Origin of the sequence: Agarivorans sp. JK6, from assembly GCF_045277145.1 — a bacterium.
In the GTDB taxonomy this organism is placed as follows: domain Bacteria; phylum Pseudomonadota; class Gammaproteobacteria; order Enterobacterales; family Celerinatantimonadaceae; genus Agarivorans; species Agarivorans albus.
Window position 1 is genome coordinate 845,653 of the sequence record NZ_CP113525.1, and the last position, 26,571, is coordinate 872,223.

The window sequence follows — 26,571 nt, forward strand, 5'->3', positions numbered from 1 at the left end:
AGCTTGTGCTCAAGCATGAATCATGATGATATTAAGCCAAATTTTGGATTCGGATTTTCTTCATCATGCCAAGTACTCTTCCTGTCCCTAGCGAGCTTTCTACTATTGCTGAGCAATCTTGGGAGCGCCTTATCGAGTTAGCGCCAAATTTATTAGAGCAACTAGATCCCCAACAACAGTTGCAGAGTAAAACCGCCTTTGCTTTGAGTGATTTTATCGCCAGAAGCTGCATTAGCCAGCCAAGTCTTCTCTCTGATATTTGGCAACAGCAATTGTTAGAGCAGCCCTTAAACGAACAACAAATGCGTGAGCAGTTAAGTGCCGAGTTGGCCGAGCAAATTACCGACGACGGTGCCAAAAAGGTACTGCGTCAGTTTCGCCGCATGCAAATGGTGCTTATTGCTTGGCGCGATTTGCTTCTTAAGCAAGCTGTAACAGACAGCTTTGCCCAAGTGTCGGCTGTGGCTGATAGCTGCGTAGATTGTGCTAATCAATGGTTATACAAACGCTGTTGTAGTGAGTCTGGTACGCCCAGTGATGCCGAAGGAAATGCACAGCCATTAGTGGTAATTGGCATGGGCAAGTTGGGCGGGCGAGAGCTAAATTTTTCATCCGATATCGATTTGATTTTTTGTTTTCCCGAGAACGGAGAAACCCAAGGTGGCCGCCGTAGTATTGCCAATCAGCAGTTTTTTATTCGCATGGGACAACGGCTTATTCAACTCATTGATCAAACCACTGTAGATGGCTTTGTATTTCGGGTAGACATGCGCTTGCGACCATTTGGAGAATCTGGTCCTTTGGCGGTTAGTTACGCAGCCTTTGAAGATTATTATCAACATCATGGCCGAGATTGGGAGCGCTACGCCATGGTTAAGGCGCGAGTGATTAACCAAGACTTGCGCTTTGACCAAGATATTCAAGCCATGCTTAAACCCTATGTTTATCGTCGCTACATCGATTTTAGTGCTATTCAAGCACTGCGCTCGATGAAGGCCATGATTAACTCTGAAATCCGTCGTAAAGGCTTACGCGACAATATCAAACTGGGCTCGGGTGGCATTCGTGAAATTGAGTTTATTGTACAAACTTTTCAGCTTATTCGTGGTGGGCGCGAGCCGGTGCTACAAACCCGTTCACTACTACAGGCTTTGTCGCAGTTAAGTGAGCACGGTGAGTTGAGTGAAGCTCAAACCAAGATGCTGCGCGAACACTATTTGTATCTACGCCAAGTGGAAAACATTCTGCAGCAAATAGACGACCAGCAAACTCAAACCCTACCAGATACAAGCGGTGACCAACAGCGCGTTGCTTGGGTAATGGGTCATGACAATTGGGAGAGTTTCTACCAACAATTGCAGCAAGGACTTGCTCAGGTGAACGCCTGCTTCCAATCTGCCATTGGTGAAGAGGAACAAGAAGAGCACCAAGCAGGCCAAGAATATGATGATTTGTGGCATTGCGGCGCTGATAGAGAAGCCCTTGCTAGCTTGATGAGTAAACATGTTTGTAGCGAGGAAGAACAAAAAGCCCGTGTAGAAACCATGTACCATTTTATGCACGCCGTAGAGAAACGCCAAATTGGTCAGCGCGGTCGCCAAACCCTAGAGCGGATGATGCCAAGTTTATTACAGCAGCTGTTTGAGCATCCTCAAACCAGTTTGGTATTGCCGCGGGTAATGGTATTGCTTGAGCGGATTCTATCAAGAACCGCTTACTTAGAGCTGTTAGCAGAAAACCCTGCTTCGCTTCAACAGTTATTAAGGCTCTGCGCAGGCAGCGCCATGTTGGCGCAAAAGCTGGCTAGCTTTCCTATTCTTTTGGATGAATTACTCGATCCTAAGCTTCTGTACAATCCAGCTAGCGAAGACAGCTACGCTCAGCAGCTTCGTGAGTTTATGTTGCGTATTCCGCCTGATGATATGGAACAGCAAATGGAGGCGCTGCGTCAATTCAAACAAATTCAGCAGCTACGTATTACAGCGGCCGATATTGCTGGTGCATTGCCGCTAATGAAAGTGAGCGATCACTTAACCGCGGTAGCCGAAGTAATAGTAAACGCGGTGGTTGAGCAGGCCTGGAGTCAGATGGTTGAGCGCCATGGTTACCCAGAGCATTTAGGCGAGCAACAACGCGGTTTTGCGGTAGTGGGTTATGGCAAAATTGGTGGCATCGAAACTGGTTATAGCTCCGATCTAGATTTAGTCTTTTTGCACAATAGCGATAGTAGCACCTATACCAATGGGCCAAAGCAAATCGACAGTAAGCAGTTTTATTTAAAGCTTGCACAGCGAATTATGCATCTGTTTAATACACGCACCGCTTCAGGTGTACTGTATGAATTAGATATGCGCTTACGCCCTTCTGGTGCTTCTGGTTTATTGGTTTCCGCCATTGAAGCCTTTGAGCAATATCAAGTGAAGGAAGCGTGGACCTGGGAGCACCAAGCGCTTGTGCGTGCCAGAGTGATTTATGGCGATGCAGAACTCGCAGAGAGTTTCGCCCAAGTTCGCCATAAAATTTTGGCTCAGCCACGCCAAGCTTCAGAGCTAGCCAAACAAGTACAAGAGATGCGCAGTAAAATGCAGGGGCATTTAAGCCGAGAAACTGAAGACGTTCTGGATCTCAAGCAATCTCCTGGCGGTATGGTAGACATTGAATTCATTGCTCAATACTTAGTATTACTGCATACCCAAGAGTACCCTCAGTTAAGTAAATGGACTGACAACGTAAGAATATTTGAAAGCTGTGCCGAGCTTGATTTATTAAAGCCTGAACAAGCGCAGGGGCTAAGCCAAAGCTACTTGGATATTCGCGATGAGTGTCACCGCTGTGGTTTGCAAGGTTTGCCACGTTTGGCCAACAAAGCCGAGTTTAAGCAAGATTTAAGTGTAGTGACCGATACTTGGCAACAGCTGTTTACTTAATACTAAACAACAGTTTTAAGGCTTAAAAAAGGCGCTGCGTTTAAGTTAAAGTCAGCGCCTTTTTATTAGTAAACGCCTTGTTCACCTTCTGGGCGAGATTTAAAGCGGCGGTGGATCCACATATATTGCTCGGGCGCGCGTAGAATAGCTTTTTCTACCACTTGGTTGATAGTGTGGGCATCTCGTTCATCATCACCTTGCGGGTAGTTATCTAGGGCTGGCTCTATCACCAAAGTAAAGCCTGAGCCATCTTCATTACGTAGCGCGTAGGTAGGCAATACTTGCACGTTTTTCACTTTAGCTAAGGTGGCGGTACCGGTAATAGTGGCAGCTTTATCTTGAGCAAAAAACGGTACAAACACCGCAGCATGGGTACCGTAGTCATGATCAGGTGCGTACCACACCGCATTGTCTTGGCGCAGAGCTTTAATCATGCCGCGCACATCGGTGCGATCTACTAAGTATTTATTGGACTTGGTGCGACCGTGATATTGATAGTACTCATAAACCGAGTTTTTGTTAGGACGGTAGATCCCAACACCGGGATCCAACGTGCCATAAGCGCGAGCGTGGCTTTCTAAGGTCCAAAAGTGGGCACTGACTAATAGTATGCCGCCTTTTTGTTCGCGTGCCTTCTTGAGATGCTCAAGCCCTTCAACCTTAAAGTGTTTTGCAAAGCGCCATTGTGGCCAAAACCAAGCATTGGCGGTATCCACTACCGAATGCCCTAAATGACGAAAGCAGCCTTCAACCAGTTGCTCTCGCTCTGCTTCACTTTTGTCTGGAAAACAAATTTCCAAATTGCGGCGGGTAATGTGTACGCGTGATTTCATCAATGCTCGGCCTAAGCGGCCGATGCCTAAACCCAAGTAATGCTGAACGCGATAAGGCAGTAAACTGATGCTAAACATAAAGCCAATTAATACCCAGGCCCCCCAGTTCTTTGGGTGAAAAGATTGTGCGTTAAGCTTGGGTGATGAAATTTTCGCCATATTTTACTTTGTCACTGTAATAATGTGTAAAGTCTACTGGATATCAAGAGATTATGCCGCAGACCATAAGTTTAACTATGATAAACTGTTAATAATTATTTTTCGATGAGAGTGAACAATGAGAATAACCCTCCCTGAGTTTGCCCAAGCTAAGGTGTTAGTAGTTGGCGATGTAATGTTAGACCGCTATTGGCATGGACCTACCGGACGCATCTCGCCTGAAGCCCCGGTTCCAGTGGTTAAAGTTGAACAAATTGAAGAACGCCCTGGCGGCGCGGCTAACGTAGCCTTAAACGCCGTGGCCTTAGGCGCAGGCTCTACGTTATTAGGTATGAGTGGCGAAGACGAAGCAGGCATTGCCTTAGAAAACAAGTTGGCAGCGGTTGGTGTAGAGTGCCAATTTACTAAGTTTGCTGATTACCCAACTATTACCAAACTACGGGTGCTAAGCCGTCACCAGCAATTAATTCGTTTAGATTTTGAAGAAAATTTTCATGAAGTAGATAGTAAAGACTTAAGCGCTAGCTTTGCTGAACAGGTGAAGCAACATCAAGTGGTTATTTTATCTGACTACAACAAAGGCGCATTAAACCAAGTTGGCGATTTAATTGCTCTGGCACGCGATGCGGGTGTTCCTGTATTGGTTGACCCAAAAGGCAGTGCCTTTGATAAGTATCGCGGTGCAACTTTGCTCACGCCTAACTTTTCTGAGTTTGAAGCGGTGGTTGGTCATTGTAAAGATGAAGACGAAATTATTAGCAAAGGCGAAGCGCTAATCGAGCAGTTAGACCTAGAAGCATTGCTTGTGACACGCAGTGAACACGGTATGACGCTTATCCGTAAGGGCCAACCAGAGTTGCATTTAGCCGCGCTAGCTCAAGAGGTTTACGATGTAACCGGTGCTGGTGATACGGTGATTTCTACTTTAGCTAGCTCACTAGCGGCTGGCTCGAGCTTAGACGATGCTTGTGCCTTAGCCAATGCCGCTGCAGGCATTGTGGTTGGAAAACTAGGTACCTCTACGGTGTCTACCATTGAGCTTGCCAACGCAGTGTATGGTTCGCAGGAAACTGGCTTTGGCGTGTTAAGTGAACAACAGCTTAAGTTTGCTTTGGAGGCTGCTAAGCGTCGCGGCGAAACGGTGGTGATGACCAACGGTTGTTTCGATATTTTGCATGCCGGTCATGTGTCTTACCTTAATCACGCACGCACTTTGGGTGACCGTTTAATTGTTGCAGTAAACAATGATGATTCTGTAAAGCGCCTAAAAGGTGAAGGGCGCCCAGTAAATAGTGTAGATCGCCGTATGGCGGTGCTTGCTGGTTTAGGCGCGGTTGATTGGGTGGTTGATTTTAGTGAAGACACGCCACAGCGTTTAATTGCCAACTTATTGCCAGACTTATTGGTGAAAGGCGGCGATTACAAGCCAGAAGAGATTGCTGGTGGGCAAGAAGTGATTGCCAATGGCGGTGAAGTGCGAGTGCTTAACTTCGAAGATGGTTGTTCAACTTCAGAAATCATTAAGTCTATTCGTCAAAATCAAATCGACTAGTTTTGTCGTTGATTCAAAAAAGGCGCCAATTGGCGCCTTTTTTATTTCAAATCTTTACCAACGGTGTTACTGGGGAGGCATTAAGCCAGAGTTAACCAGGGCTACGTCTTCTTCAGTTAAGGTGCCGGCTGCTTGTTTAAGCGCTAGCATGTTAAGAATGTAATCATAACGGGCGTTAGCTAAATCACTTTTTGCAGAGTACAGGTTACGTGTGGCGTCTTGTACGTCAACAATGGTACGAGTACCTACTTCAAAGCCTGCTTCGGTGGCTTCTAGTGCGCTTTGTGAAGACACTACTGTCTGCTCAAAGGCTTTAACCGAACCAATACTGGCACTTACGTTATTCACTACCGAGTTAACCGTGCTTTGCACTGTGCGGAAGGTTTGCTCTAGCGCTTCTGAAGAGGCGATGTAGCTAAACTGCGCTTGTCGTACTTGTGAATCAATGCTGCCACCTAAGTAGATAGGCCAGTTGAACTCAAGACCAATATTACCAGCATTTGAACTACCACCTTGAAGCGAATCATAGGCGTCGTTACCGTATTGGTTATTGTCATAACCAATACCTGCAGTTAGGTCTAAGGTTGGTAAGTGACCACTTTGTGCTAATTCGATTTGCTCTTGAGCAATCTCTTTACTAATGCGCTGAGCGTTTAGCTCTAGGTTGCGGTCGGTCGCAGTAGCTAACCAAAAGTCTGAGCCTTGCTCAAGTGGGTTTGGCTCAAAACGCTGAGTATTAAGAATGTTAAGCTCACGGTGCTCTAAACCGGTTAGCTCTCGTAAGTCTTCGTAGCTGTTAGACAAGTCGTTACGGGCTTGAATTTCTTGGGCAAGGGTACGGTCATATTCAGCTTGGGCTTCGTGTACGTCGGTAATCGCAGTAAGACCAACGTTAAAGCGTTGTTTAGTTTGCTCTAACTGACGACCAACGGCTGTTTTGTTAGCTTCTACAAAGCTTACGTTGTCCATGGCGCGTAATACATTGAAGTAGGCATTACTTACACGAATAATAAGGCTTTGTACGTCATTACCATATACGGCTTCAGAACGTGTCGCATTCTTTTCAGAGATACTTAAGCTGGTCCAGTTGGTTTTAGAGTAAAGCGACTGGCTAAGGCCAACCGATGCATTGGTGTTGGTAATGCTGTCGATGGTGTCGTTACTGGTAGTAGTGTATTTAGCACCGGCACCAAAACCAATTTGTGGAAGCAGTGATGCACGAGATTCGGTAATTTGCTCAAAGGCGATGTCACGCTGAGCTTTACTTTGCAAAATTACAGGATCTTTTTCTTGAGCGAGTTGATAAATTTGCAATAAATCATCAGCTTGAGCTTGGAATGCTAAAGAGCTCATTCCACAAGCTAATATTAACGATTTGATTTTCAGCTTCATTACGCCTTTCCTTTGGTCGCTGTGTTAGCGAGGTTATTTCGGGAATAGATATTTACTTTGTGTAGACTAAATCTTAATAGTTTAAAACTACCACAGTTTAATTAATGCTAGTCTATACCAGCTTTATTTCTAGAGTAAGACCTAGATAACAAAGAAAAAGCATAAATTTACGGTCAATCTTGTGTTTGATCAATAAGTTCTGACAATTTTTATACCAACCGTTACAAAAAGGAGTCTTGGTCAATATGACAAAGTTGCAAAATAGTAGTCAATTCTCTCATCAAGATGTGGAAATCAAAGATGTAGAAGATGTATATCAAGGCTTCTTCAAGATGCAGCGTTATACTCTGCGCCATCGTTTGTATCAAGGCGGTTGGAGTAACTGGATTCAGCGTGAAATGATGGACCGTGGTCATGCTGCCGGTATTTTGTTATTTGACCCAAAGTTAGACCAAGTTGTGTTGGTGGAGCAGTTTAGAATTGGCGCTATTGAAACTGGCGCTAGCCCTTGGTTACTGGAAATTGTTGCCGGCATGCTAGACAGTGGCCAGCCTCCTTTGGAGGTGGCAGTGCGCGAAGCCGAAGAAGAGGCGGGCTTAAGCGTAAATCGGGTATTTTCTTGCAACAGTTTTTTGCCGGGCGCTGGTGGCTTAAGTGAACGTATTCATTTGTACATTGGTGAAGTGGATGCAAGCCAAGCGGGCGGTGTTCATGGTCTAGATAAAGAAAACGAAGACATATTGGTTAAAGTGGTTAGTCGTGAGCAGGCCTTCGAGTGGGTGCAGCAAGGTATTATCGACAATGCAGCAGCGGTTATTGCTATTCAGTGGTTGCAGTTGAATTTGCAGAAGGTACGCCAGCAGTGGCAAAATGATGGCGATGGTGATGCCCAGTAATACTGGTCCTAGTCGTTATCGAGTTAATCTTGACGAGTTGATGCAGCTGTATGCTGCCAATTACAGCTTGATGACGCGTTTGTTTCCTGGGCCGCATGAAGTGGGACAAATACTGCGTTTGACTCCCAAATTGGGTGAAGATTATTTACTGGAAAGCAAAGAACTTACTCGCTATACGGCGCTTTACGAGATAAGGCAAGCCAGTGCTCAAGCCTATAATTACCTGCAGCCACAGCTGTTGGTGCGTTTGTATCACGATGCACGGTTGGCGGAAGTGTGTGCTAGTCAGCAGATTTATAAGCTTAAACCAAGGTATGATTACCCGAATAAAAAGATGCATCATCAAGATGAAAAGCATCAAACAAATCAGTTTCTTAATGACTGGTTAGTATTTTGTTTAAAACAGCGGATTAAAGTTGAGTTTGCTTAAGCAAACTACAAGAAAACATTGTGGCATTTAATAAATTAAACATAAACACAGCACCAGACGGAAGTGTGCACTTATTGCAGGTTACCGATACGCACTTGTTTGCCGATGAGCAAACTGGCTTGTTGGGGGTTAATACCAACGACAGTTTCAGTGCAGTCATAGAAAACATTAAAAGTGACAATATCTCCTTCGATTATATTCTTGCAACGGGTGACTTATCTCAAGATCACACCAAGCGCTCTTATCAACGTTTTGCTGAACGAATTGCCGAGTTAGAACGTCCTTGTGTCTGGTTACCGGGTAATCATGACATGCAAGAAAACATGCTGACACTTGAGCAGCATGGGGTGCTGGCTGCAAAGCAATTGGTGAGTGAGCATTGGCAAATCATTATGTTGGATACCCAGCTAGAAGGTGAGCCTCACGGAATAATGAGCCAACGTCAGTTAGACAACCTAGCTGAAGCTTTGGCTGAGTATCCCGACAAACATGTGTTGATTGCTATGCACCATCAAGCGATTCCCGTGGGCAGCAAATGGTTAGATCAACACAATCTTAAAAATGCTGATGAGTTTTTTGCGGTGATTGCTGATTTTCCAAATGTTCGTGGGGTGATTTTTGGCCATGTTCATCAAAACTACGAGTTCCAGTTCGACGGTATTGCTTTTATCGCAACGCCCAGCACTTGTATTCAGTTTCTGCCTTTATCGGCTAATTTTGCCTTAGATCATCAGCAACCTGGTTGGCGCTACTTGCAATTAACAGCTGAAGGACGCATTGCTACTCGCTTGCGGCGTCTATCTGAGCGCAGTTTTCTTCCTGATCCTAAATCGAAAGGTTATTGAGTGGAGCCACCTTCAGTATTATTGTATTTACACGGATTTAATAGCTCTCCTAATTCGGCTAAAGCGCAAGCAATGGCCCATTATCTTGAACCATATCAAGATCAAATTCAGCTGGTATGCCCGCAACTTGCTTGTTATCCCAACGATGCTTGGCAGCAGATTGAAGACATTCTCAATCAACACCGTGGCAAAAAGCTCGGTGTAGTGGGTAGTTCTTTGGGCGGCTTTTTAGCGACTCGAGTAGCTCAGCAAACTAAAGCTAAAGCGGTGCTGGTTAATCCAGCAGTTAAACCCTATGAACTGCTAAAAGACTATTTAGGCGAGCAACAAAACCCTTATACTCAGCAGCATTATCAATTAGAACAACAGCACATCGAGCAGTTAAAGCAATTAGAAGTAAGCCAATTAAGTTGTCAGCAGCGACTTTGGGTGATGCTACAAACCGCAGATGAAGTGCTGGACTTTAATTTAGCAGTCACAGAATATAAGGGAGCAACTTTCACCATTGAAGAAGGCGGCGACCACAGTTTTCAAGGATTTGAAAATCACTGTGCTGCCATTCTCGACTTTTTGGCACTTAGGTAACAATTTCTATCATGGCTGATCAATATAATTCAGACTCTATTGAAGTATTAAGTGGTTTAGACCCGGTTAAACGCCGACCTGGCATGTATACCGATACCACTCGTCCCAACCACTTAGCCCAAGAAGTTATCGACAACAGTGTCGATGAAGCCTTAGCTGGCCATGCGCGCGCGATTACCGTTACCTTATTTGAAGACCAGTCCATCGAAGTTATTGATGATGGCCGTGGTATGCCTACCGATGTTCACCCAGAAGAAAAGGTAAGCGGGGTAGAGCTTATTTTCACCCGATTACATGCTGGTGGTAAGTTTACTAACGACAACTACCAGTTCTCTGGTGGTTTGCATGGTGTGGGTATTTCCGTGGTGAATGCCTTGTCTTCACGAGTTGAAGTTCAAGTGCGCCGCGATAGCCAGCTATTTGAAATGGCCTTTGAGAACGGCGATAAGGTTCAAGAACTAACGGTCACGGGTACGGTTGGCAAGCGCAATACCGGAACGCGAGTACGTTTTTGGCCAACTGCCAGCTACTTTGATAGCCCTAAATTTTCAGTCTCTCGTTTACGTCATTTGCTCCGAGCTAAAGCGGTACTCTGTCCTGGCTTAAATATTAAGTTTGTCGACAAAGTTAACAAACAAAACGACGAGTGGTTTTTTGAAGACGGCCTAAAAGATTACTTAAGCCAATCATTTAAAGATTACATAAGCCTGCCAGAAGATCCTTTCACTGGTGCATTTTCGAGTAAAGACGAAGCAGTAGACTGGGCAGTAAGTTGGTTGCCAGAAGGTGGCGAAAGCATTACCGAAAGCTATGTAAACCTTATTCCCACTGCGCAAGGCGGTACTCATGTAAACGGCTTACGCCAAGGTTTACTTGATGCCATGCGTGAGTTCTGCGAGTTTCGCAATATCTTACCGCGAGGCTTAAAACTAACGCCTGATGATATATGGGATCGTTGTTGTTATGTCTTGTCGGTAAAAATGCAAGATCCGCAATTTGCCGGACAAACTAAAGAGCGATTATCTTCGCGCCAATCAGCAGCCTTTGTGTCAGGGATTGTTAAAGATGCTTTTAGTTTGTGGCTGAATACCCATACCGATCAAGCTGAGCTATTGGCTGAAGTATTCATTAGTAATGCCCAGCGCCGACTTCGCTCAACTAAAAAGATTGCCCGTAAAAAGGTCACTTCTGGTCCGGCATTACCCGGCAAGCTCACCGATTGTACGAGTCAAGACCCGTCAACTGGCGAGCTGTTTTTAGTGGAGGGTGATTCTGCGGGCGGCAGCGCTAAGCAGGCTCGAGAACGTGAATTTCAGGCTGTTATGCCACTGCGCGGAAAAATCCTAAACACTTGGGAAGTTGATGCGACAGAAGTATTGGGTTCACAAGAAGTTCACGATATCTCAGTTGCTATTGGTATTGACCCAGACAGTAATGACTTAAGTGGATTACGTTACGGAAAAATCTGTATTTTGGCAGATGCTGACTCCGATGGCTTACACATTGCCACGCTGTTGTGCGCCTTGTTTATGATGCACTTCCGACCATTGGTTGAGCAGGGGCATATTTACGTTGCTATGCCGCCTTTGTACCGAATTGATGTGGGTAAGGAAGTTTTCTATGCACTCGATGAAGATGAGAAGCAAGGCATACTAGATCGCATTGAGGCCGAGAAAAAACGCGGTAAAGTTAATGTACAGCGCTTTAAAGGTTTGGGTGAAATGAACCCTTTGCAACTGCGTGAAACCACCATGGATCCAAATACTCGCCGCCTAGTTCAACTTACCGTTGAAGAGGAAGAAGCCACCGTTCAGCTAATGGACATGTTGTTAGCCAAGAAACGCTCGGGCGATCGTAAACAGTGGCTAGAGACCAAAGGCGATATGGCCTCAGACTTGGTATAGGGAACAGATTGAGCATGCGCGATTTGCGATTAGGTTTAGCTAGTAAAGCATTGTTGCTGTTATGCGGTGTTTTGTTAGTGACCTTGGTGGGCTTAATCAGCTTCAACCATGACAACTTAAAAAGCTTTTTTCAGCTTGGCCGCGCGCAAGTTATCGACAACCAACAATACCAACTGCAAAAATACTACCGCGATGTGTTTGCGCGCTTACAAGGCGTAACTTCTAGCCAGTCTTATCGTTTTGACTCTTACCAACAAGAAAACCTCCCTGCGATATTCGATTCTTTCTGGCAAGACCTACGGGCTAATACCGAACTACCAGTGCGTAGCATTGCAGTGGTAGACCCTCTAGAGGGTTTAAAATACGAATTTGGTTACATTGCCCATAGCGAGAAAGCGCTAGAGTGGATGCTAAAAGATCCCGACGACGTGCAAGCAAAATGGATACTCGATTGTCCCTTAAGTTGTCGCATTATCATCGCAACTGACCTCGATAAAATGGAAGAGCAGGGCAGCTATCGAATTTTCTACAGTATTGATTCCTTACGATTGCTGGAGCTTTTCCCAGCAAGCCAAGGTAGCCATCACTTTTTAGTTGAGCTTAACGACGATAACAGCCTTGAATTACTTTACGCAGAGTCGGCTTTTCGTGAAATGGTTCAAGACTTATTAGTAGGTTTAAACGCTGAAAATATAATACATGGGGTGGAGCAGTTTAATACTGAGATGGGCCTTACCGAGCTGCATGCTTTTAAGGTAAATAATACCAGTCAGCAAAAACCTGTTTACTACGCCATTGTGAACGACATTAATACTCAGCTAAATCAGCTTAAGCGTGCCGATTACAACAACTTACTGTTTGGTATTGGCGCGTTGTTTTTTGCTGGCGCAATTATTGTTTTTGCACTGAGTCCATCACTTAGGCGGATCCGCCGCACCATTGATAACCTGCCCTTATTAGCTCGCTCGTCACATAACCTGTTCCGTCGAAACCTAGAAAGCAACAGCAAGCGTTTCTTGCAAGACGAATCTGACGAGCTTAATCACACCTTAATTCGTCTTTCCTACCAGCTAGAAGCTTTGGAGCAGCAGCTTAAAAGCCGCGCCGAAGAACTAGAGTGGGTAGCCAATTACGATAACTTAACCGATTTACCTAACCGCCGTAAGTTTGAGCGAGTCATTACCCAAATGGTTAAAGAGAAGCGCTACGGCTGTTTGCTAATGGTGGATCTTGATAACTTCAAATATGTAAACGACATCAGTGGTCACGGCGCGGGTGATGAAATGCTGCGCCAAGTATCTTCTAGCTTGGAGCGCTTATTGCCAAACGATACTTTATTGGCGCGTATTAGCGGTGATGAGTTTGCAATTTATTTGGAAGGCACCAGCCTTGCCTATTCCGAAGTGGTGGCTCAGCGAATCATTAGCATGTTGGCGCAGGTGAGTGTACCAGGACATAACATTATTCATACCGCGTCGGCCTGTGTGGGCATTGTTGCCTTCCCTGAGCACGGCAACGGCTTTGAAGATTTAATGGCCAAGGCAGATATTTGTAACAACCAAGCAAAAGAGCTAGGCAAAAACTGTGTGGTTACCTTCCAAGCAGAAAACAGTGATACTGAACTTGCCAAAAAACATTACTGGTTAGACTTAGCACAAAACGCCATTGAGCGTGATCGCCTAGAGCTACACTATCAGCCAATCATGAATAACAAGCTCAACAAGGTTGAACACTACGAAGTGCTATTACGAGTGCGTGATGAAAACGAGCAATTGCATTCGCCTTATCAGCTTATTTTGGCTGCTGAGAAAAACGGTCAAATTGATAAAATTGATTTGTGGGTAGTACAGCAAGCCCTGCAACAAATGGAAACTAACCTGCGTAACGGCTTTACCGACAAGCTTGCAATTAACTTGTCGGCACGCTCTTTCTGTAGCGAAAAAGTGATTGCGCGCATTGCTCGCGAGTTTGTTAGCCGTAATATCGCTGGTGATATGATTATCTTTGAAATTACCGAAACCGCTGCGCTGCCAAACATGAAGCAAGCAGAGGAGCATATTCGTCGTCTTAAAGCTTTAGGCTGCGCCATCGCGCTAGACGACTTTGGTGTCGGCTATTCATCGTTCCATTCGTTGAAACATTTGCCCTTTGATTACCTAAAAATCGACGGCTCATTTGTCCGCGAAATTCTTAATCAGAATGAAGACAAAGTATTTATTCAAGCCCTGGTTGATATTGCCAATCAGCTTGGCCATAAAACCGTAGCCGAGTTTGTAGAGTCGGAAGCATTAAACAACGAACTTATCAACTTGGGAGTCGATTACTCGCAAGGCTATTACATCGGTAAACCAGCTAGCGCACGCTATTTCTGGCAATTTGACAAAGCATCAGCAGTGCTAGCTTTGCAAGGAACATAAAAGGTTATTAAAGCATGAGTGATGCCAATGAACTCAGTTTAGAAGGCGTTGAACGCCTATCAATGAGTAACTTTACTGAGCAGGCGTATTTAAACTATTCCATGTACGTCATCATGGATCGCGCCTTACCGCATATTGGTGACGGCTTAAAACCGGTGCAACGACGCATTATTTACGCTATGTCGGAGCTAGGTTTATCGGCCAATGCGAAATACAAAAAGTCGGCACGTACCGTGGGTGACGTACTGGGTAAGTATCACCCACACGGTGACTCGGCCTGTTACGAAGCCATGGTATTAATGGCTCAGCCATTCTCCTATCGCCACCCTCTGGTGGATGGGCAAGGTAACTGGGGTGCGCCAGATGACCCGAAATCCTTCGCTGCAATGCGTTATACCGAAGCCAAGCTATCTAAGTTCTCAGAAGTATTGCTGAGCGAGTTAGGTCAGGGAACTTGTGATTGGATCCCTAACTTTGATGGCACAATGAATGAGCCTAAGACGCTGCCAGCGCGCTTGCCACACATTCTACTAAATGGCGTTACTGGCATTGCGGTGGGCATGGCTACCGATATTCCGCCACATAATGTGAAAGAAGTCGCTAATGCTTGTGTGCATTTGCTAGATAATCCCAAAGCGCAACTTGAAGACTTACTAGAACACGTTCAAGCACCTGATTACCCCACCGAAGCTGAGATTATCACGCCAGCCAAAGACATTCGTAAAATCTACGAAACTGGCCGTGGTTCGGTGAAGATGCGCGCAGTATTTCATACCGAAGATGGTGAAGTAGTGATTACGGCACTGCCACACCAAGTGTCTGGTGCCAAAGTCTTGGAGCAAGTCGCCGCGCAAATGCAGGCTAAAAAGTTGCCAATGGTGGTGGACTTACGTGATGAATCAGACCACGAAAATCCTACTCGTATCGTAGTGGTTCCGCGCTCAAACCGAGTAGACGTTGATCAGCTGATGAATCACCTGTTTGCTTCTACAGATCTCGAGCGTAATTACCGAGTTAACCTCAACATGCTGGGCTTAGATAATCGCCCTCAAGTGAAAGGTTTAGTGCAAATATTAAGTGAGTGGCTACGCTACCGCCGTGATGTAGTGCGCCGCCGCCTCCAGTATCGCCTAGATAAAGTGCTGGCACGCTTACATATTTTGGATGGCTTGTTGATTGCCTTCCTAAATATTGATGAAGTGATTGAAATAATTCGTACCGAAGATGAACCTAAAGCCGCCTTAATGGAACGCTTTGGTTTATCTAATAAACAAGCTGAAGCGATTCTTGAAATCAAGTTACGCCAGCTTGCCAAACTTGAAGAAATCAAAATTCGCGGCGAACAAGCCGAACTTGCTGAAGAGCGCGATAAGCTTGAAAAGCTATTAGGCAGTGAGCGTCGCATGAGCACATTGCTTAAGAAAGAACTCATAGCCGATGCTGAAACCTATGGTGATGAACGTCGTTCACCTTTAGTGGAACGCTCAGAAGCTAAAGCCTTAAGCGAAAAAGAACTCATGCCTAACGAAGCCATTACCGTGGTCTTATCGGAAAAAGGCTGGGCAAGAGCTGCAAAAGGTCACGAGGTAGATGCGCAGGGCTTAAGCTACAAAGCGGGCGATAGCTTCCTTGGTAGTGCTAGTGGGCGAAGTAACCAACAAGCAGTATTCTTCGATACCGCAGGGCGAAGTTACGCACTAGACTCGCATACTCTGCCGTCTGCACGTAGCCAGGGCGAGCCTTTAACTGGACGCTTTAATCCTGCACCTGGTGAAATGTTTAGCCATGTGGTGATGGCCGATGATGAACAGCGCTATTTAATTGCCTCGGATGCTGGTTATGGCTATATTGGCAAATATGCCGACATGCTTAGCAAAAACAAAAATGGTAAGGCTTACCTAAATCTGCCAGCGGGCAGCAAGGTACTCTCGCCGATTGAAGTGCGCAGTTACGATACCGATAGCTGCTTAGCCATTTCCAACGAAGGGCGCATGTTAGTCTTCCCACTTACCAGCCTGCCAGAGCTGGCAAAAGGTAAAGGGAATAAACTAATAAGCATTCCAACGGCGCGGGTTAAAAATCGCGAAGAATACGTCACCCTGTTGCAAGTGGTGCCCGCCGATGCATCGGTCACCTTGTTTGCCGGTAAGCGCAAACTTACCCTAAAACCAAGCGATTTAGATCACTACCGTGGCGAGCGAGGTCGTCGTGGTAATAAACTGCCGCGCGGTTTGCAACGTGTTGATGGCATTGAAATTGAGGCCACTGCCTTAGAAAATGATGAGCCAACAACAGATGACGCTTAGATTAAGTTTTTCAGCTTACACTTGTTCACCTAAATGACAGCGCGTATACTGCGGGCTGTTTTAATGGGGGTGCCATGTTAGCCGTAATTCGAATTTTGTTTATTGCCTTGGTAATGCTGACGGCATTTCCGTTTGTGATTTTGTACTGTTTAACGCGACCTCGCCATCCCGACTTAGTGCATCAAATTGGTGTACTTATCGCAAAATGTGGTCGCTTTGTGGGTATCGAAGTGGAGCTTAGGTATTTAAGCGACGATATTCCCGATAAAGCAGTGTGGATCGCCAACCATCAAAACAGCTACGATATGTTCACCTTACCTTTTGCTTTGCGCAAAGGTGTGGTGTCGATAGGCAAAAAGAGTTTGGCTAAAATTCCATTTTTTGGCCAAATTTACTGGATCACCGGTAACATTCTTATTGACCGTGATCGCCGTAGTAAAGCCGCTGATACGATTAAACAAGCTGCCGAAGCTATCGATAAACGCCACCTTTCGGTATGGATGTTCCCAGAGGGAACACGTAGCTACGGCCGCGGTTTACAAGCCTTTAAAACCGGCGCTTTTCATCTTGCTATGCAGGCTAAGGTTCCAATGTTACCGATTTGCTGCTCGTCTACTCATGGCCAAGTAAAGCTTAACCGCTGGAATAACGGTAAAGTGATTGTAGAAGTGGGTAAGCCGATAGATGTGAGCCAATGGAAAGACAATTTACGTACCGAAATTAGCCAGTTGCACGATACTATGGAACAACGCATCTATGAGCTGACCATGGAAGCGCGTGGCGAAGCCGCCGATTACCAAGAAGTTCATAAAAAACAAGTCGATTTAAATCAAGCCGCGGTGGGAGAGCAAGCATGAGCATGCAGCAAATTATCAGTGATTGGCAAGAAGAAACCGATCTGATTATCCAAGAGTTGTTGGCCGATGGCAGCGATCCTGACGCTGAATATACCATTGAGCATCACATTGCTAGTAAAGACTTTAAAGTGCTTGAAAAAGCTGCTGTAGACGTTTTTAAAGCAGGTTTTGAAGTAAGTGATGCCGAAGAAGCTGAATTAGAAGATGGCGGAAAAGTATGGTGTTTCGATGTGATTGTTGAAGCCTCTCTTGAAGCCGATGGGATTAAAGAAGATATAGAAACCTTAGCTAAAATCGCTGACAAACATAAAGTGATTTACGATGGTTGGGGCACCTACTTCGAATCTGGTGAAGAAGACGAGCAATAAGCTTTAACTATTCATTATTAAAAGGCGCATTTAGCGCCTTTTTTTTTGACTACACTATTAACAATATAAGCCTAAAGGACTAGCTGTGACTTTGTTGCGCATTTTTCTGTGTTTGCTGCTTAGCTACCCTGCTTGGGCACAACAAACCCTCACTACCGCAAATGCGCATTGGCCGCCATGGCGAACCATCGAATCCGACGGTAGCTTGACTGGGATAGAAATAGAGCTGCTTAAGGTTTTAAGTGCGCGTCTGGATTTACAATTACATACCAAAGGGTGTGGCTGGAAGCGTTGCTTAAAGCACATGCTGATGGGCGAAAGCGATGTAATGACCGGGCTTTATAGAAACGCTGAGCGCGAACAATATATGACGTTTGTGGAGCCTGCTTATCGAAGCTTTCAAAGTAATTGCTTTTACTTGAAGCGTGACAGCCAATTTGATCTAAATAGCTATCAAGATTTGTACTCCTTGACTATCGCGGTACAAAGCAAGGTGGCTTACTTCAAGCGTTTCGACCAAGACCAAGGGCTGAGCAAACATGAGGTTATTGATGACCTGTCGGCGTTTCGTTTACTCAAAGGTCAGCGAGTTGATGCCGTGGTGATGTCTTGTGTGGAAGGGGATTATTTCTTAAAAGAGCAGGGTATTGCTTCATGGTTTAAACATGCTGATTATCGCCAGCAAACACAGCGTCCTGTTTATTTAGCTATTTCAAAGCTGTCACCCTTAGTTGAGCGTCAGCAAGAGATCTCAAACTTACTACAAGCGATGTTAGATAGCGGAGAGATAGACGCCTTGATAGCAGGAAAACAGCTAGCTGGCAGCAACTAGCTGGATGATACACCAATCGTACTAAGTAACTGTTCATTCTATCTGGTTAAAATACTCGATAACTATGTTAGCATTTTTGATTGTAGAATAACTACTTATTGAAATATCCGCCCTTATTCTCGAGTATTTTTCCTGCGTTATTTCTGGTCACTTACTTAGGTTGATTGCTATTACAACTTACACTAGGCCATGTATTAGGCCAAACACTCCACCAAAAACACCGCCCCAAACTACCAGCCAGCCTAGGTGCTTGCGAATCATCTCTTGGATGATTTGTTTAACCAATTGAGGAGTGAGCTCAGCAAGCCGCTGTTCGATAATTAAGGTGATTTTTTGTTGCACATCACCTAGATGTTCAGGTTGCTCTAATTCTTCTCTGAGTGCTTCGCTAAACTGCTCATCTTGGCTAATTTCAATCACAGCATCTTTGAGTTTTTCTACAAAAGGCTGCTCAAGTGGCGTTAGCGCTTCTTTGCCACCAACCATTGCTAGCATTCCGCCAAAAGATGAGTTTTCGATAGTATCTACCAAAGCATGATAAGCGGGGCTAAAGTCAGTTTTATCAATCACTGGGCGCAGATTTAATTGCACCGCTTTTCCACTCGCATCAGAAAGAAAACGGTCGATGTTTTCTGCAGTAAAAAATTGGGTCAACATTAACTGCTTGATGCCGTCTTTAAAGTCGTCAAAGCGCGCCGGAATAACCCCAGAGCCATATAAACCGGGCACTTTTTCAAACAACATATGCACCGCTATCCAGTTGGTAAATGCGCCGGATAGAGCAAACAAACCAATCGAGAAGATTAAGTCATTGGCAGTAAAATAGCCTACAGTTACCAGTAGCAAAGTGGCTAAGTTAGTGAGTAAACTCTTGTTCATTGTTTATCCTTTCACAAATAAAAAAGTCCTCCACTGGAGGACTTTGTCATAAGTTACAAACTAAAGGGCGGCAATGGTCTCTTGCTGGGCTACCAACTTAGCCTTAGCACTTTCCATTTCGTCTAGTTTGGCACGTTCTTTAGCAATAACTTGCTCAGGTGCATTGGCTACAAATTTTTGATTTGATAGCTTGCCAGACACTTTTGCTAGCTCTTTTTCTAGTTTCTCAAGTTGCTTGCCAATACGCGCTAGCTCTGCATCTTTATCGATTAGGCCAGCCATAGGAATAAGTATTTCCATGTCGCCTAAAATAGCAGTTGCTGAGGCCGGAGCCGCTTCGCCTTCTGCTAATGCGGTGGTGCTTTCTAGTTTAGCTAGAGAAGCCAAAAACGGTGCATTATCGTTTAAGCGGCGTAAGTCTTCACTTGAGGCGTTTTTCAACAGAACGTTAAGCGGTTTGTTTGGGCTAATGTCCATCTCACCGCGAATATTTCGAATCGCCAAAATAAATTGTTTAAGCCACTCTAAATCGGCTACCGCAGCTTCATCAATACGTGAGGCATCAAACTCTGGAATGCTTTGCAGCATAATGCTATCACTGGCCTGTGCTTTACCGGCCAATGGCGCAACTTGACGCCAAATAGTTTCGGTAATGTAAGGCGTGATTGGGTGCATTAAACGCAGTAAGCTTTCTAAAATGTTTAGCAAGGTATAGCGAGTACCACGTTGCTGCACTTCGTTGCCTTTAAACAGCACTGGCTTAGTTAGTTCTAAGTACCAACCACAGAACTGGTTCCAGGTGAATTCGTAGATTAGCTGGGCAGCAATGTCGAAGCGGTAAGTATCTAATGCTTCACGGTAAGCTTTGATGGTTTGCTGATATTGGCCTTCGATCCAGCGGTCTGCTAGAGAGAATTCCATTTCGCCGCCCTGCTCTTGTGAAGAGAGGCCGCAGTCTTGCTCTTCGGTATTCATTAATACGTAGCGGCTGGCATTCCATAACTTGTTACAGAAGTTTCGGTAACCTTCAAGGCGGTTCATGTCCCAGTTAATATCACGACCGGTGGTCGCCATAGCGGCTAGGGTGAAACGTAAGGCGTCGGTACCGTGGGCTTCAATGCCGTTTTCGAAAGTTTTACGAGTATCTTTTTCAATCTTTTTAGCAAGTTGTGGCTGCATCATGTTGCCACAACGCTTAGTCACTAGGCTTTCTAAATCGATACCGTCGATCATGTCTAGAGGGTCAAGTACGTTGCCTTTAGACTTCGACATCTTGTCGCCATTTTCATCACGAATAAGCCCTGTTACGTATACCGTTTTAAAAGGTACTTGAGGCTTGTTGTTTTCGTCTTTGATGAAGTACATGGTCATCATGATCATTCTGGCTACCCAGAAGAAGATGATGTCAAAACCGGTTACCAATACATCGCTTGGGTGGAAGGTAGCAAGGTTTGGCGTTTTCTCTGGCCAACCTTGAGTCGCAAATGTCCATAGACCTGAAGAGAACCAGGTATCTAGTACGTCGTCGTCTTGGCGTAGGCTTACTTCGTCACCTAAGCCGTGCTTGCTACGCACTTCTGCTTCGTTACGACCAACATACACTTTGCCGCTTTCATCATACCAAGCGGGAATGCGGTGGCCCCACCAAAGTTGGCGTGAAATACACCAATCTTGAATGTCGCGCATCCAAGAGAAGTACATGTTTTCGTATTGTTGTGGTACAAATTTGATGTCGCCATTTTCTACTGCTTCGGTAGCGGTTTTAGCTAGCGGCGCGGCACGTACATACCATTGGTCGGTCAGCATTGGCTCAATTACTACGCCGCCTCGGTCACCGTAAGGTACAGTGTTGTTGTGGTCGGCTATTTCTTGTAGCAGGCCTAACTCGTCAAACTTAGCCACAATGGCTTTACGCGCTGCAAAGCGCTCTAAACCTTGGAACTCCGCCGGAATATCCGTTGAATAAACTTCTGATGGCTCACCATTGCTAGTGAATACTTCGGCTGCATCGCGAATGTCTGCATTCAAGGTAAGAATGTTGATCATCGGAAGTTTGTGGCGCTTGCCAACTTCACAGTCATTAAAGTCGTGAGCGGGAGTGATTTTTACACAACCAGTACCTTTCTCCATATCGGCGTGTTCGTCGCCTACGATAGGAATACGGCGACCGACTAATGGTAGCTCGATGAACTTGCCAATAAGGGCGTTGTAACGAGGATCTTCTGGGTTAACCGCAACACCAGTATCACCTAACATGGTTTCTGGACGGGTAGTGGCAACCACCAAATAATCTTTACCTTCACTGGTGGTTTCACCATCGGCTAGCGGGTAGCGCAGGTGCCACATGTGGCCTTTCTTTTCTTTGTTTTCAACTTCAAGATCAGAAATAGCAGTGTGCAGTTTTGGATCCCAGTTAACTAGGCGCTTACCGCGGTAGATAAGATCGTCTTCGTAAAGGCGTACAAAGGCTTCTTCTACGGCTTTAGACATGCCGTCGTCCATGGTGAAGCGCTCTCGCTCCCAATCGACCGAGGCACCTAAACGGCGTAGTTGCTTAGTAATAGTGCCGCCAGATTCTGCCTTCCAATCCCAAATTTTGTCGATAAAAGCTTCACGACCATAGTCGTGTTTGGTTTTGTCTTCTTCAGCAGCAATTTTACGCTCCACCACCATTTGGGTGGCAATGCCGGCGTGGTCAGTACCTACTTGCCACAAGGTGTTTTTACCTTGCATGCGTTGGTAGCGGATCAAGGTATCCATAATGGTGTCTTGAAACGCATGTCCCATATGCAAGCTGCCAGTGACGTTTGGCGGTGGGATCATAATGCTGTAGGCTTCTTTTGAAGTATCGCCATGCGGCTTAAAGTGGCCTTGTTGTTCCCATTCTTGATATAGCGCTTGTTCAATTGCGCTTGGGTTGTAGGTCTTTTCCATTGGATGTACTGACTCTATATAATTTCTGGGTTTGTGTACGCTGCGGTGTCTAATTGTAGACCCTGTTGGCGATACACTCGATAACGTTCTCTAGCCGCAGCCTTGCCGGTTTCATCTGCTGGCACAAAATCGATAATATGTTGAAAATTTCTAGCAAAATCTGGTGCCGTTTCAGTGAGGTTCACTAAACACTGGCGACGTTGCCTAGGTGCCTGCCACGATATTTCGACAGGCGCCCCTCCTTGGGGGCCTTCACCACTGAGGTTATGCGGCACAAATTGCTCGGCTTCAAATTGCCAAAGCACTTCGTCAATCCGCTCTGCATGCTGCTTGGAAGAGGTATACACCTGTATGCGCTCCCCGTTTCGATAGTATTGTGCAAGCACATCGCACACTATTTTATCGAACGCTTCGCTGTCAGTGATGACAGAATCGGGCATGATATAAAATTTCGCTTTCATACGCTAGAGACTACTTGTTTGAAATATGCACGGCAATGCTTAGTTTTAGGCCTTTGAGCAAGAAATTTTGCCCTGAAAAGAAAAGAGGGAGCAAATGCTCCCTTCTAGTGAATAAGCGGATTGGCTTATTCTTCTATTTCTTGATCAGTTTTGCTAATTAAGAATTGTGTAAGCAATGGCACTGGGCGACCAGTTGCGCCTTTTTCGCCGCCGCTCTTCCAAGCTGTACCGGCAATATCTAGGTGAGCCCAGTTGTACTTTTTAGTAAAGCGCGACAAGAAACAAGCTGCAGTAATAGAGCCTGCGGTTTTACCACCAATATTGGCCATGTCGGCAAAGTTACTGTTTAGCTGCTCTTGATACTCTTCGCCTAAAGGTAGTCGCCAGGTTTTGTCACCACTTTGCTCGGCACAGTTAAGTAAGTCGTGTGCAAGTGGGTTGTGCGGCGTCATTAAACCAGTAGTGTGATGGCCTAGCGCAATGACACAGGCACCGGTTAGGGTGGCTACATCAATCACTAGCTCTGGCTCGTAACGTTCTACATAGGTGAGCACATCACACAATACCATGCGGCCTTCAGCGTCGGTATTTAGTACTTCTACAGTAATGCCCGACATAGTGGTGATAACATCACCAGGGCGATAGGCGTTACCGCCAGGCATGTTTTCACAACCTGCAAGAATGCCGGTAACTTTAAGCGGTAACTGTAATTCGGCCAGCGCTTTCATGGTGCCATAAACACCAGCTGCACCGCCCATGTCGTATTTCATTTCATCCATGCCAGCGCCTGGTTTTAGTGAAATACCACCTGAGTCAAAAGTAAGCCCTTTACCCACCAATACAATTGGTTTTTGATCTTCGCAGCCTGGTGCACAGTACTCAATCACACTCATGATTGATTCGTTATCTGAACCACGACCTACAGCCAAGTATGAGTCCATTTTAAGTGCCGCCATTTGCGCTTCACCTAAGGTGGTTACTTTTACGTTGTCGTAGTTGCTTTGTAACTCTTTAGCTTGTTCAGCTAAATAAGCAGGGTTACAAATATTAGGTGGTAAGTTGGCTAGGTCTTTAGCGTGTTTAACCCCTTGAGCTACTGCTAAACCGTGTTGAACGGCGCTTTCACCAATGGTGAGCTCACGACGGGTAGGTACATTAAATACTATTTTGCGCAGTGGGCGACGAGTTTCTTCGCGATTGCTTTTCAGCATATCAAAGCTGTAGAGCGTTTCTTGAGTTGTTTCTACCGCTTGGCGAACTTTCCAATAGGTATTGCGAGACTTAACATGCAACTCTGGTAAGAAACATACCGCTTCCATAGAACCCGTTTCGTTTAGGGTATTAATGGTTTTAGTAATGATTTGGCGGTACTGGCGCTCGTTTAGTTCGCGCTCTTTACCACAGCCAACTAATAATACGCGCTCGCTTAATACGTTAGGTACATGATGCAACAACAGTACTTGGCCGGCTTTGCCTTCTAAATCGCCGCGACGTAATAAAGCGCTAATATAGCCGTCGCTAATTTTGTCGAGTTGTTCGGCAACGGGCGATAAACGACGTGGTTCGTACACACCTACAACTATACACGCACTACGTTGCTTCTCCGGGCTACCGCTTTTTACGCTAAACTCCATGAATACTCCTACAATCTCCAAAACTGGGTTAAGATAGCTAACCTGCTAGAACGGGTGGCCGATTCTATCTACTGTTTAAATAAATATGAGCTATACAGGCACATATTGCTATGTGAAACTGTAAAAAATAGAAAGTTTATCTGAATTTTTTGCTATTACCAGCAAAGTTCTATGTTTGAAGTGAATGACTGAGTGCTAATATTCCGTTACTTATTTAGAGAAACAGCAAAAACCCAACTGGCGGTGTTGGCTGTTTTATTATTAATTTTTACCTCGCAAAAGTTTGTTCGAGTCTTATCTCAAGCCGCCGAAGGCAACGTTGCGGGTGAAATTATCGCCAAGGTCATGTTATTGAACATGCCTGCCTTTTTGATTCTTATCCTACCAATAAGTATGTTTATCGGCGTTTTGGTGGCTCATGGCCGTTTATACGCAGACAGTGAAATGGTGGTGCTGCAAGCGTGTGGTTATAGTACCGCCCAGTTGCTGCGCGATACTATGGTGCTGGGTTTGCTGTCTACTGCGGCCGCAGGTTTTAACACCTTGTATTTAAGCCCGTATACCAACGAGTTAGAGCAACAGCTATTTGACCAAATGGATGCTGAAGCTGGCATATCGGTATTGGTGCAAGGGCGCTTTGAGTCTTTGGGTGGCGGGGTGGTGACCTTTGTGGAGCAAATTGAAAACAAAGGCCAACATCTAGAAAAAGTATTTGTAGCGCATACGCCTGCCGAGGGCAGTGATACTCGCCCTTCTGTGGTAATGGCAGAAGAGGGTGGCATTGAGCGACGAACCGATGGCTCTCAATGGATGGTGCTAAGCAATGGTAAACGTTATGAGCAAGCACCGGAGGAACTGGATTACAGCATCCTACACTTCGAACGTTATCGAGTGTATTTACGCGAGCAAGAAGGCAATCAATCGCAGCGCCGTTTGTGGTCTTTACCTACAAAACAGTTAATTGGCTCTGAGGATTTAACCCAAATTGCCGAGTTGCAATGGCGTATTTCTCTGCCGCTTACTATTCCTATTTTAACCTTAATGGTGGTGCCCTTAGCGGCAGTTAATCCACGCCAAGGCCGTTATGCCAAATTGTTGCCTGCTATTTTGTTGTACCTAAGTTATTACTTGATGCTAAGTGCTGCAAGAAGTGCGCTGGAAGAAGGTAAAATACCGCCAGAAGTAGGCTTGTGGTCGGTACATGCCTTAATGTTGTTTATTTCACTCAGCTATTTGTTTATACGCAGTGAGTATTATTTGAAAGTTCGCGGAAAAGTTAAAGGGAAGGCCTGTGTTTCGGATTCTTGATTGGTATATAGGCCGCACCATCATCATGTCTAGCTTGCTAGTACTGGTTACTTTGCAAAGCTTGAGCATGATCGTGAAATTTGTCGAACAGCTGGGCAGCGTAGGACAAGGCGATTACCAAATTGCCGACGCTCTTTGGTATGTATTGCTTAGTGTGCCTCGCGAGCTTGAAATTTTCTTTCCCATGGCGGCGCTGCTTGGCTCGTTGATTGGCTTAGGCTCTTTAGCTAGCACTAGTGAATTAGTGGTCATGCAAAGCTCGGGTTTATCACGGTTTAATATTGCGGTAGCAGTTCTAAAAACTGCAGTACCAATGATGATTGTGATGATGTTGTTGGGTGAATACGTGGCTCCTCGCGCAGACATGGCCGCTAAAGAGTTGCGCTCAAGTAAAATGTCGGGCGGAGCCATGGTTGCTGTGCAGCGTGGTGTGTGGGCAAAAGATGGTGAAAGTTTTGTAAATATTGGCGAAGTACAAGAGAGTAAAGAGCTATTTAACATCACCATTTATCGCTTTAATGACGATGCAGAGTTGTACCAACAGGTTGAAGGTGACCAGGCGGTATATGATACCAACCGGTGGTTGATTAAAGACGCCAAAGTTATCGACTTTAGTGATGATGGGATTATTGAGACTCGCTATGAGAACTACCCTTGGAGCAGTACGCTAACTCCCGATAAACTGAGTGTAGTAACCGTTAAACCTCACGATCTGTCTATCTCTGGCATGTACTCTTACATTGGCTACTTAAAGCAAAACCGCCAAGACCCAGCACGTTACGAGCTAGCATTGGCGCGTAAGTTAATGATGCCGATACTTACCGGTATTATGATGCTATTGGCTTTGTCGTTTGTATTTGGCCCACTTCGTAGCTCGAGTATGGGAGCAAAAATCATGTTGGGTGTGGTGGCTGGCTTTAGCTATTACATCTTAGATCAGGTGCTTGGTTCAATGAGCTTAGTTTACGGGGTGCATCCTTACATTAGTGCTTCAATACCTAGTGTACTTGTACTAGGTATTGCGTTCTTTTTGATTAATCGTAGAACCTAGC

General features: G+C 45.4%; 20 protein-coding genes. 14 read left to right on the plus strand and 6 right to left on the minus strand.

What is annotated here, in order from left to right; all coding sequences use genetic code 11:
• The first annotated feature begins 65 nt into the window (after positions 1-65).
• A complete protein-coding gene (gene glnE / locus OV592_RS04015) occupies positions 66-2,927 on the plus strand; it encodes a bifunctional [glutamate--ammonia ligase]-adenylyl-L-tyrosine phosphorylase/[glutamate--ammonia-ligase] adenylyltransferase (protein ID WP_406610481.1) in 2,862 nt (953 codons plus the stop codon).
• Between the two features lie 65 nt (positions 2,928-2,992).
• Here the strand turns inward: glnE and lpxL are convergent, their stop codons facing one another.
• The gene (gene lpxL / locus OV592_RS04020) at positions 2,993-3,919 is read right to left on the minus strand and encodes an LpxL/LpxP family Kdo(2)-lipid IV(A) lauroyl/palmitoleoyl acyltransferase (RefSeq protein ID WP_406610482.1); all 927 of its coding nucleotides are present in this window, start codon (positions 3,917-3,919) and stop codon (positions 2,993-2,995) included.
• A gap of 118 nt (positions 3,920-4,037) precedes the next feature.
• Here lpxL and hldE point away from each other — a divergent pair, with 118 nt between their 5' ends.
• On the plus strand, positions 4,038-5,471 hold the full coding sequence (hldE, locus tag OV592_RS04025; RefSeq protein ID WP_221074736.1) for a bifunctional D-glycero-beta-D-manno-heptose-7-phosphate kinase/D-glycero-beta-D-manno-heptose 1-phosphate adenylyltransferase HldE: 1,434 nt from the start codon (positions 4,038-4,040) through the stop codon (positions 5,469-5,471).
• A 66-nt stretch (positions 5,472-5,537) separates the two neighbouring features.
• Here the strand turns inward: hldE and tolC are convergent, their stop codons facing one another.
• Positions 5,538-6,863: an outer membrane channel protein TolC gene (gene tolC / locus OV592_RS04030; RefSeq protein ID WP_152784274.1), complete on the minus strand. Its 1,326-nt coding sequence runs from the start codon at positions 6,861-6,863 to the stop codon at positions 5,538-5,540.
• A 245-nt stretch (positions 6,864-7,108) separates the two neighbouring features.
• Here tolC and nudF point away from each other — a divergent pair, with 245 nt between their 5' ends.
• The 10 genes from nudF (at position 7,109) to OV592_RS04080 (ending at position 18,303) form a co-directional block, all read left to right on the plus strand.
• Positions 7,109-7,759 carry an ADP-ribose diphosphatase gene (gene nudF, locus OV592_RS04035; RefSeq protein ID WP_016401660.1) on the plus strand — a complete coding sequence of 217 codons (651 nt, stop codon included), beginning with the start codon at positions 7,109-7,111 and terminating at the stop codon, positions 7,757-7,759.
• Entirely contained in the window at positions 7,749-8,189 is a 441-nt protein-coding gene (locus OV592_RS04040; protein WP_406610483.1) for a DUF1249 domain-containing protein, read from the plus strand. The genes nudF and OV592_RS04040 overlap by 11 nt, the downstream gene beginning before the upstream one ends.
• Positions 8,190-8,209: 20 nt before the next feature.
• Complete coding sequence (gene cpdA / locus OV592_RS04045; RefSeq protein ID WP_406610484.1) at positions 8,210-9,034, plus strand: 3',5'-cyclic-AMP phosphodiesterase; 825 nt, start codon at positions 8,210-8,212, stop codon at positions 9,032-9,034.
• The gene (gene yqiA / locus OV592_RS04050; RefSeq protein WP_406610485.1) at positions 9,035-9,619 is read left to right on the plus strand and encodes an esterase YqiA; all 585 of its coding nucleotides are present in this window, start codon (positions 9,035-9,037) and stop codon (positions 9,617-9,619) included.
• Positions 9,620-9,630: 11 nt separating this feature from the next.
• On the plus strand, positions 9,631-11,523 hold the full coding sequence (gene parE / locus OV592_RS04055) for a DNA topoisomerase IV subunit B (RefSeq protein ID WP_406610486.1): 1,893 nt from the start codon (positions 9,631-9,633) through the stop codon (positions 11,521-11,523).
• Between the two features lie 14 nt (positions 11,524-11,537).
• Positions 11,538-13,940 carry a putative bifunctional diguanylate cyclase/phosphodiesterase gene (locus OV592_RS04060; RefSeq protein ID WP_406610487.1) on the plus strand — a complete coding sequence of 801 codons (2,403 nt, stop codon included), beginning with the start codon at positions 11,538-11,540 and terminating at the stop codon, positions 13,938-13,940.
• Positions 13,941-13,954: 14 nt separating this feature from the next.
• On the plus strand, positions 13,955-16,246 hold the full coding sequence (parC, locus tag OV592_RS04065) for a DNA topoisomerase IV subunit A (RefSeq protein ID WP_406610488.1): 2,292 nt from the start codon (positions 13,955-13,957) through the stop codon (positions 16,244-16,246).
• A 74-nt stretch (positions 16,247-16,320) separates the two neighbouring features.
• Positions 16,321-17,103, plus strand: coding sequence for a 1-acylglycerol-3-phosphate O-acyltransferase (locus tag OV592_RS04070; protein WP_406610489.1), 783 nt, complete (start codon positions 16,321-16,323; stop codon positions 17,101-17,103).
• Positions 17,100-17,471 carry a ribonuclease E inhibitor RraB gene (rraB, locus tag OV592_RS04075; RefSeq protein WP_152784283.1) on the plus strand — a complete coding sequence of 124 codons (372 nt, stop codon included), beginning with the start codon at positions 17,100-17,102 and terminating at the stop codon, positions 17,469-17,471. The genes OV592_RS04070 and rraB overlap by 4 nt, the downstream gene beginning before the upstream one ends.
• A gap of 85 nt (positions 17,472-17,556) precedes the next feature.
• Positions 17,557-18,303 (plus strand): substrate-binding periplasmic protein, encoded by a 747-nt coding sequence (locus OV592_RS04080; RefSeq protein WP_406610490.1) that lies wholly within the window; start codon positions 17,557-17,559, stop codon positions 18,301-18,303.
• 177 nt (positions 18,304-18,480) lie between these two features.
• On the opposite strand, the gene OV592_RS04085 is transcribed toward OV592_RS04080, so the two are convergent.
• The 4 genes from OV592_RS04085 to pepA form a co-directional block, all read right to left on the minus strand.
• Entirely contained in the window at positions 18,481-19,182 is a 702-nt protein-coding gene (locus OV592_RS04085) for a DUF445 domain-containing protein (RefSeq protein ID WP_406610491.1), read from the minus strand.
• Between the two features lie 60 nt (positions 19,183-19,242).
• The gene (locus OV592_RS04090; RefSeq protein WP_406610492.1) at positions 19,243-22,116 is read right to left on the minus strand and encodes a valine--tRNA ligase; all 2,874 of its coding nucleotides are present in this window, start codon (positions 22,114-22,116) and stop codon (positions 19,243-19,245) included.
• A 14-nt stretch (positions 22,117-22,130) separates the two neighbouring features.
• Entirely contained in the window at positions 22,131-22,577 is a 447-nt protein-coding gene (locus OV592_RS04095) for a DNA polymerase III subunit chi (RefSeq protein WP_040307119.1), read from the minus strand.
• A 125-nt stretch (positions 22,578-22,702) separates the two neighbouring features.
• On the minus strand, positions 22,703-24,211 hold the full coding sequence (pepA, locus tag OV592_RS04100; protein ID WP_016401647.1) for a leucyl aminopeptidase: 1,509 nt from the start codon (positions 24,209-24,211) through the stop codon (positions 22,703-22,705).
• A gap of 192 nt (positions 24,212-24,403) precedes the next feature.
• Between pepA and lptF the strand changes: the two genes are divergently transcribed.
• Together lptF and lptG are read left to right on the plus strand one after the other, a co-directional pair.
• A complete protein-coding gene (gene lptF, locus OV592_RS04105) occupies positions 24,404-25,519 on the plus strand; it encodes an LPS export ABC transporter permease LptF (protein WP_152784291.1) in 1,116 nt (371 codons plus the stop codon).
• Complete coding sequence (lptG, locus tag OV592_RS04110; protein ID WP_406610493.1) at positions 25,503-26,570, plus strand: LPS export ABC transporter permease LptG; 1,068 nt, start codon at positions 25,503-25,505, stop codon at positions 26,568-26,570. Before lptF ends, lptG begins: the two co-directional genes overlap by 17 nt.
• Position 26,571 lies beyond the last annotated feature (1 nt).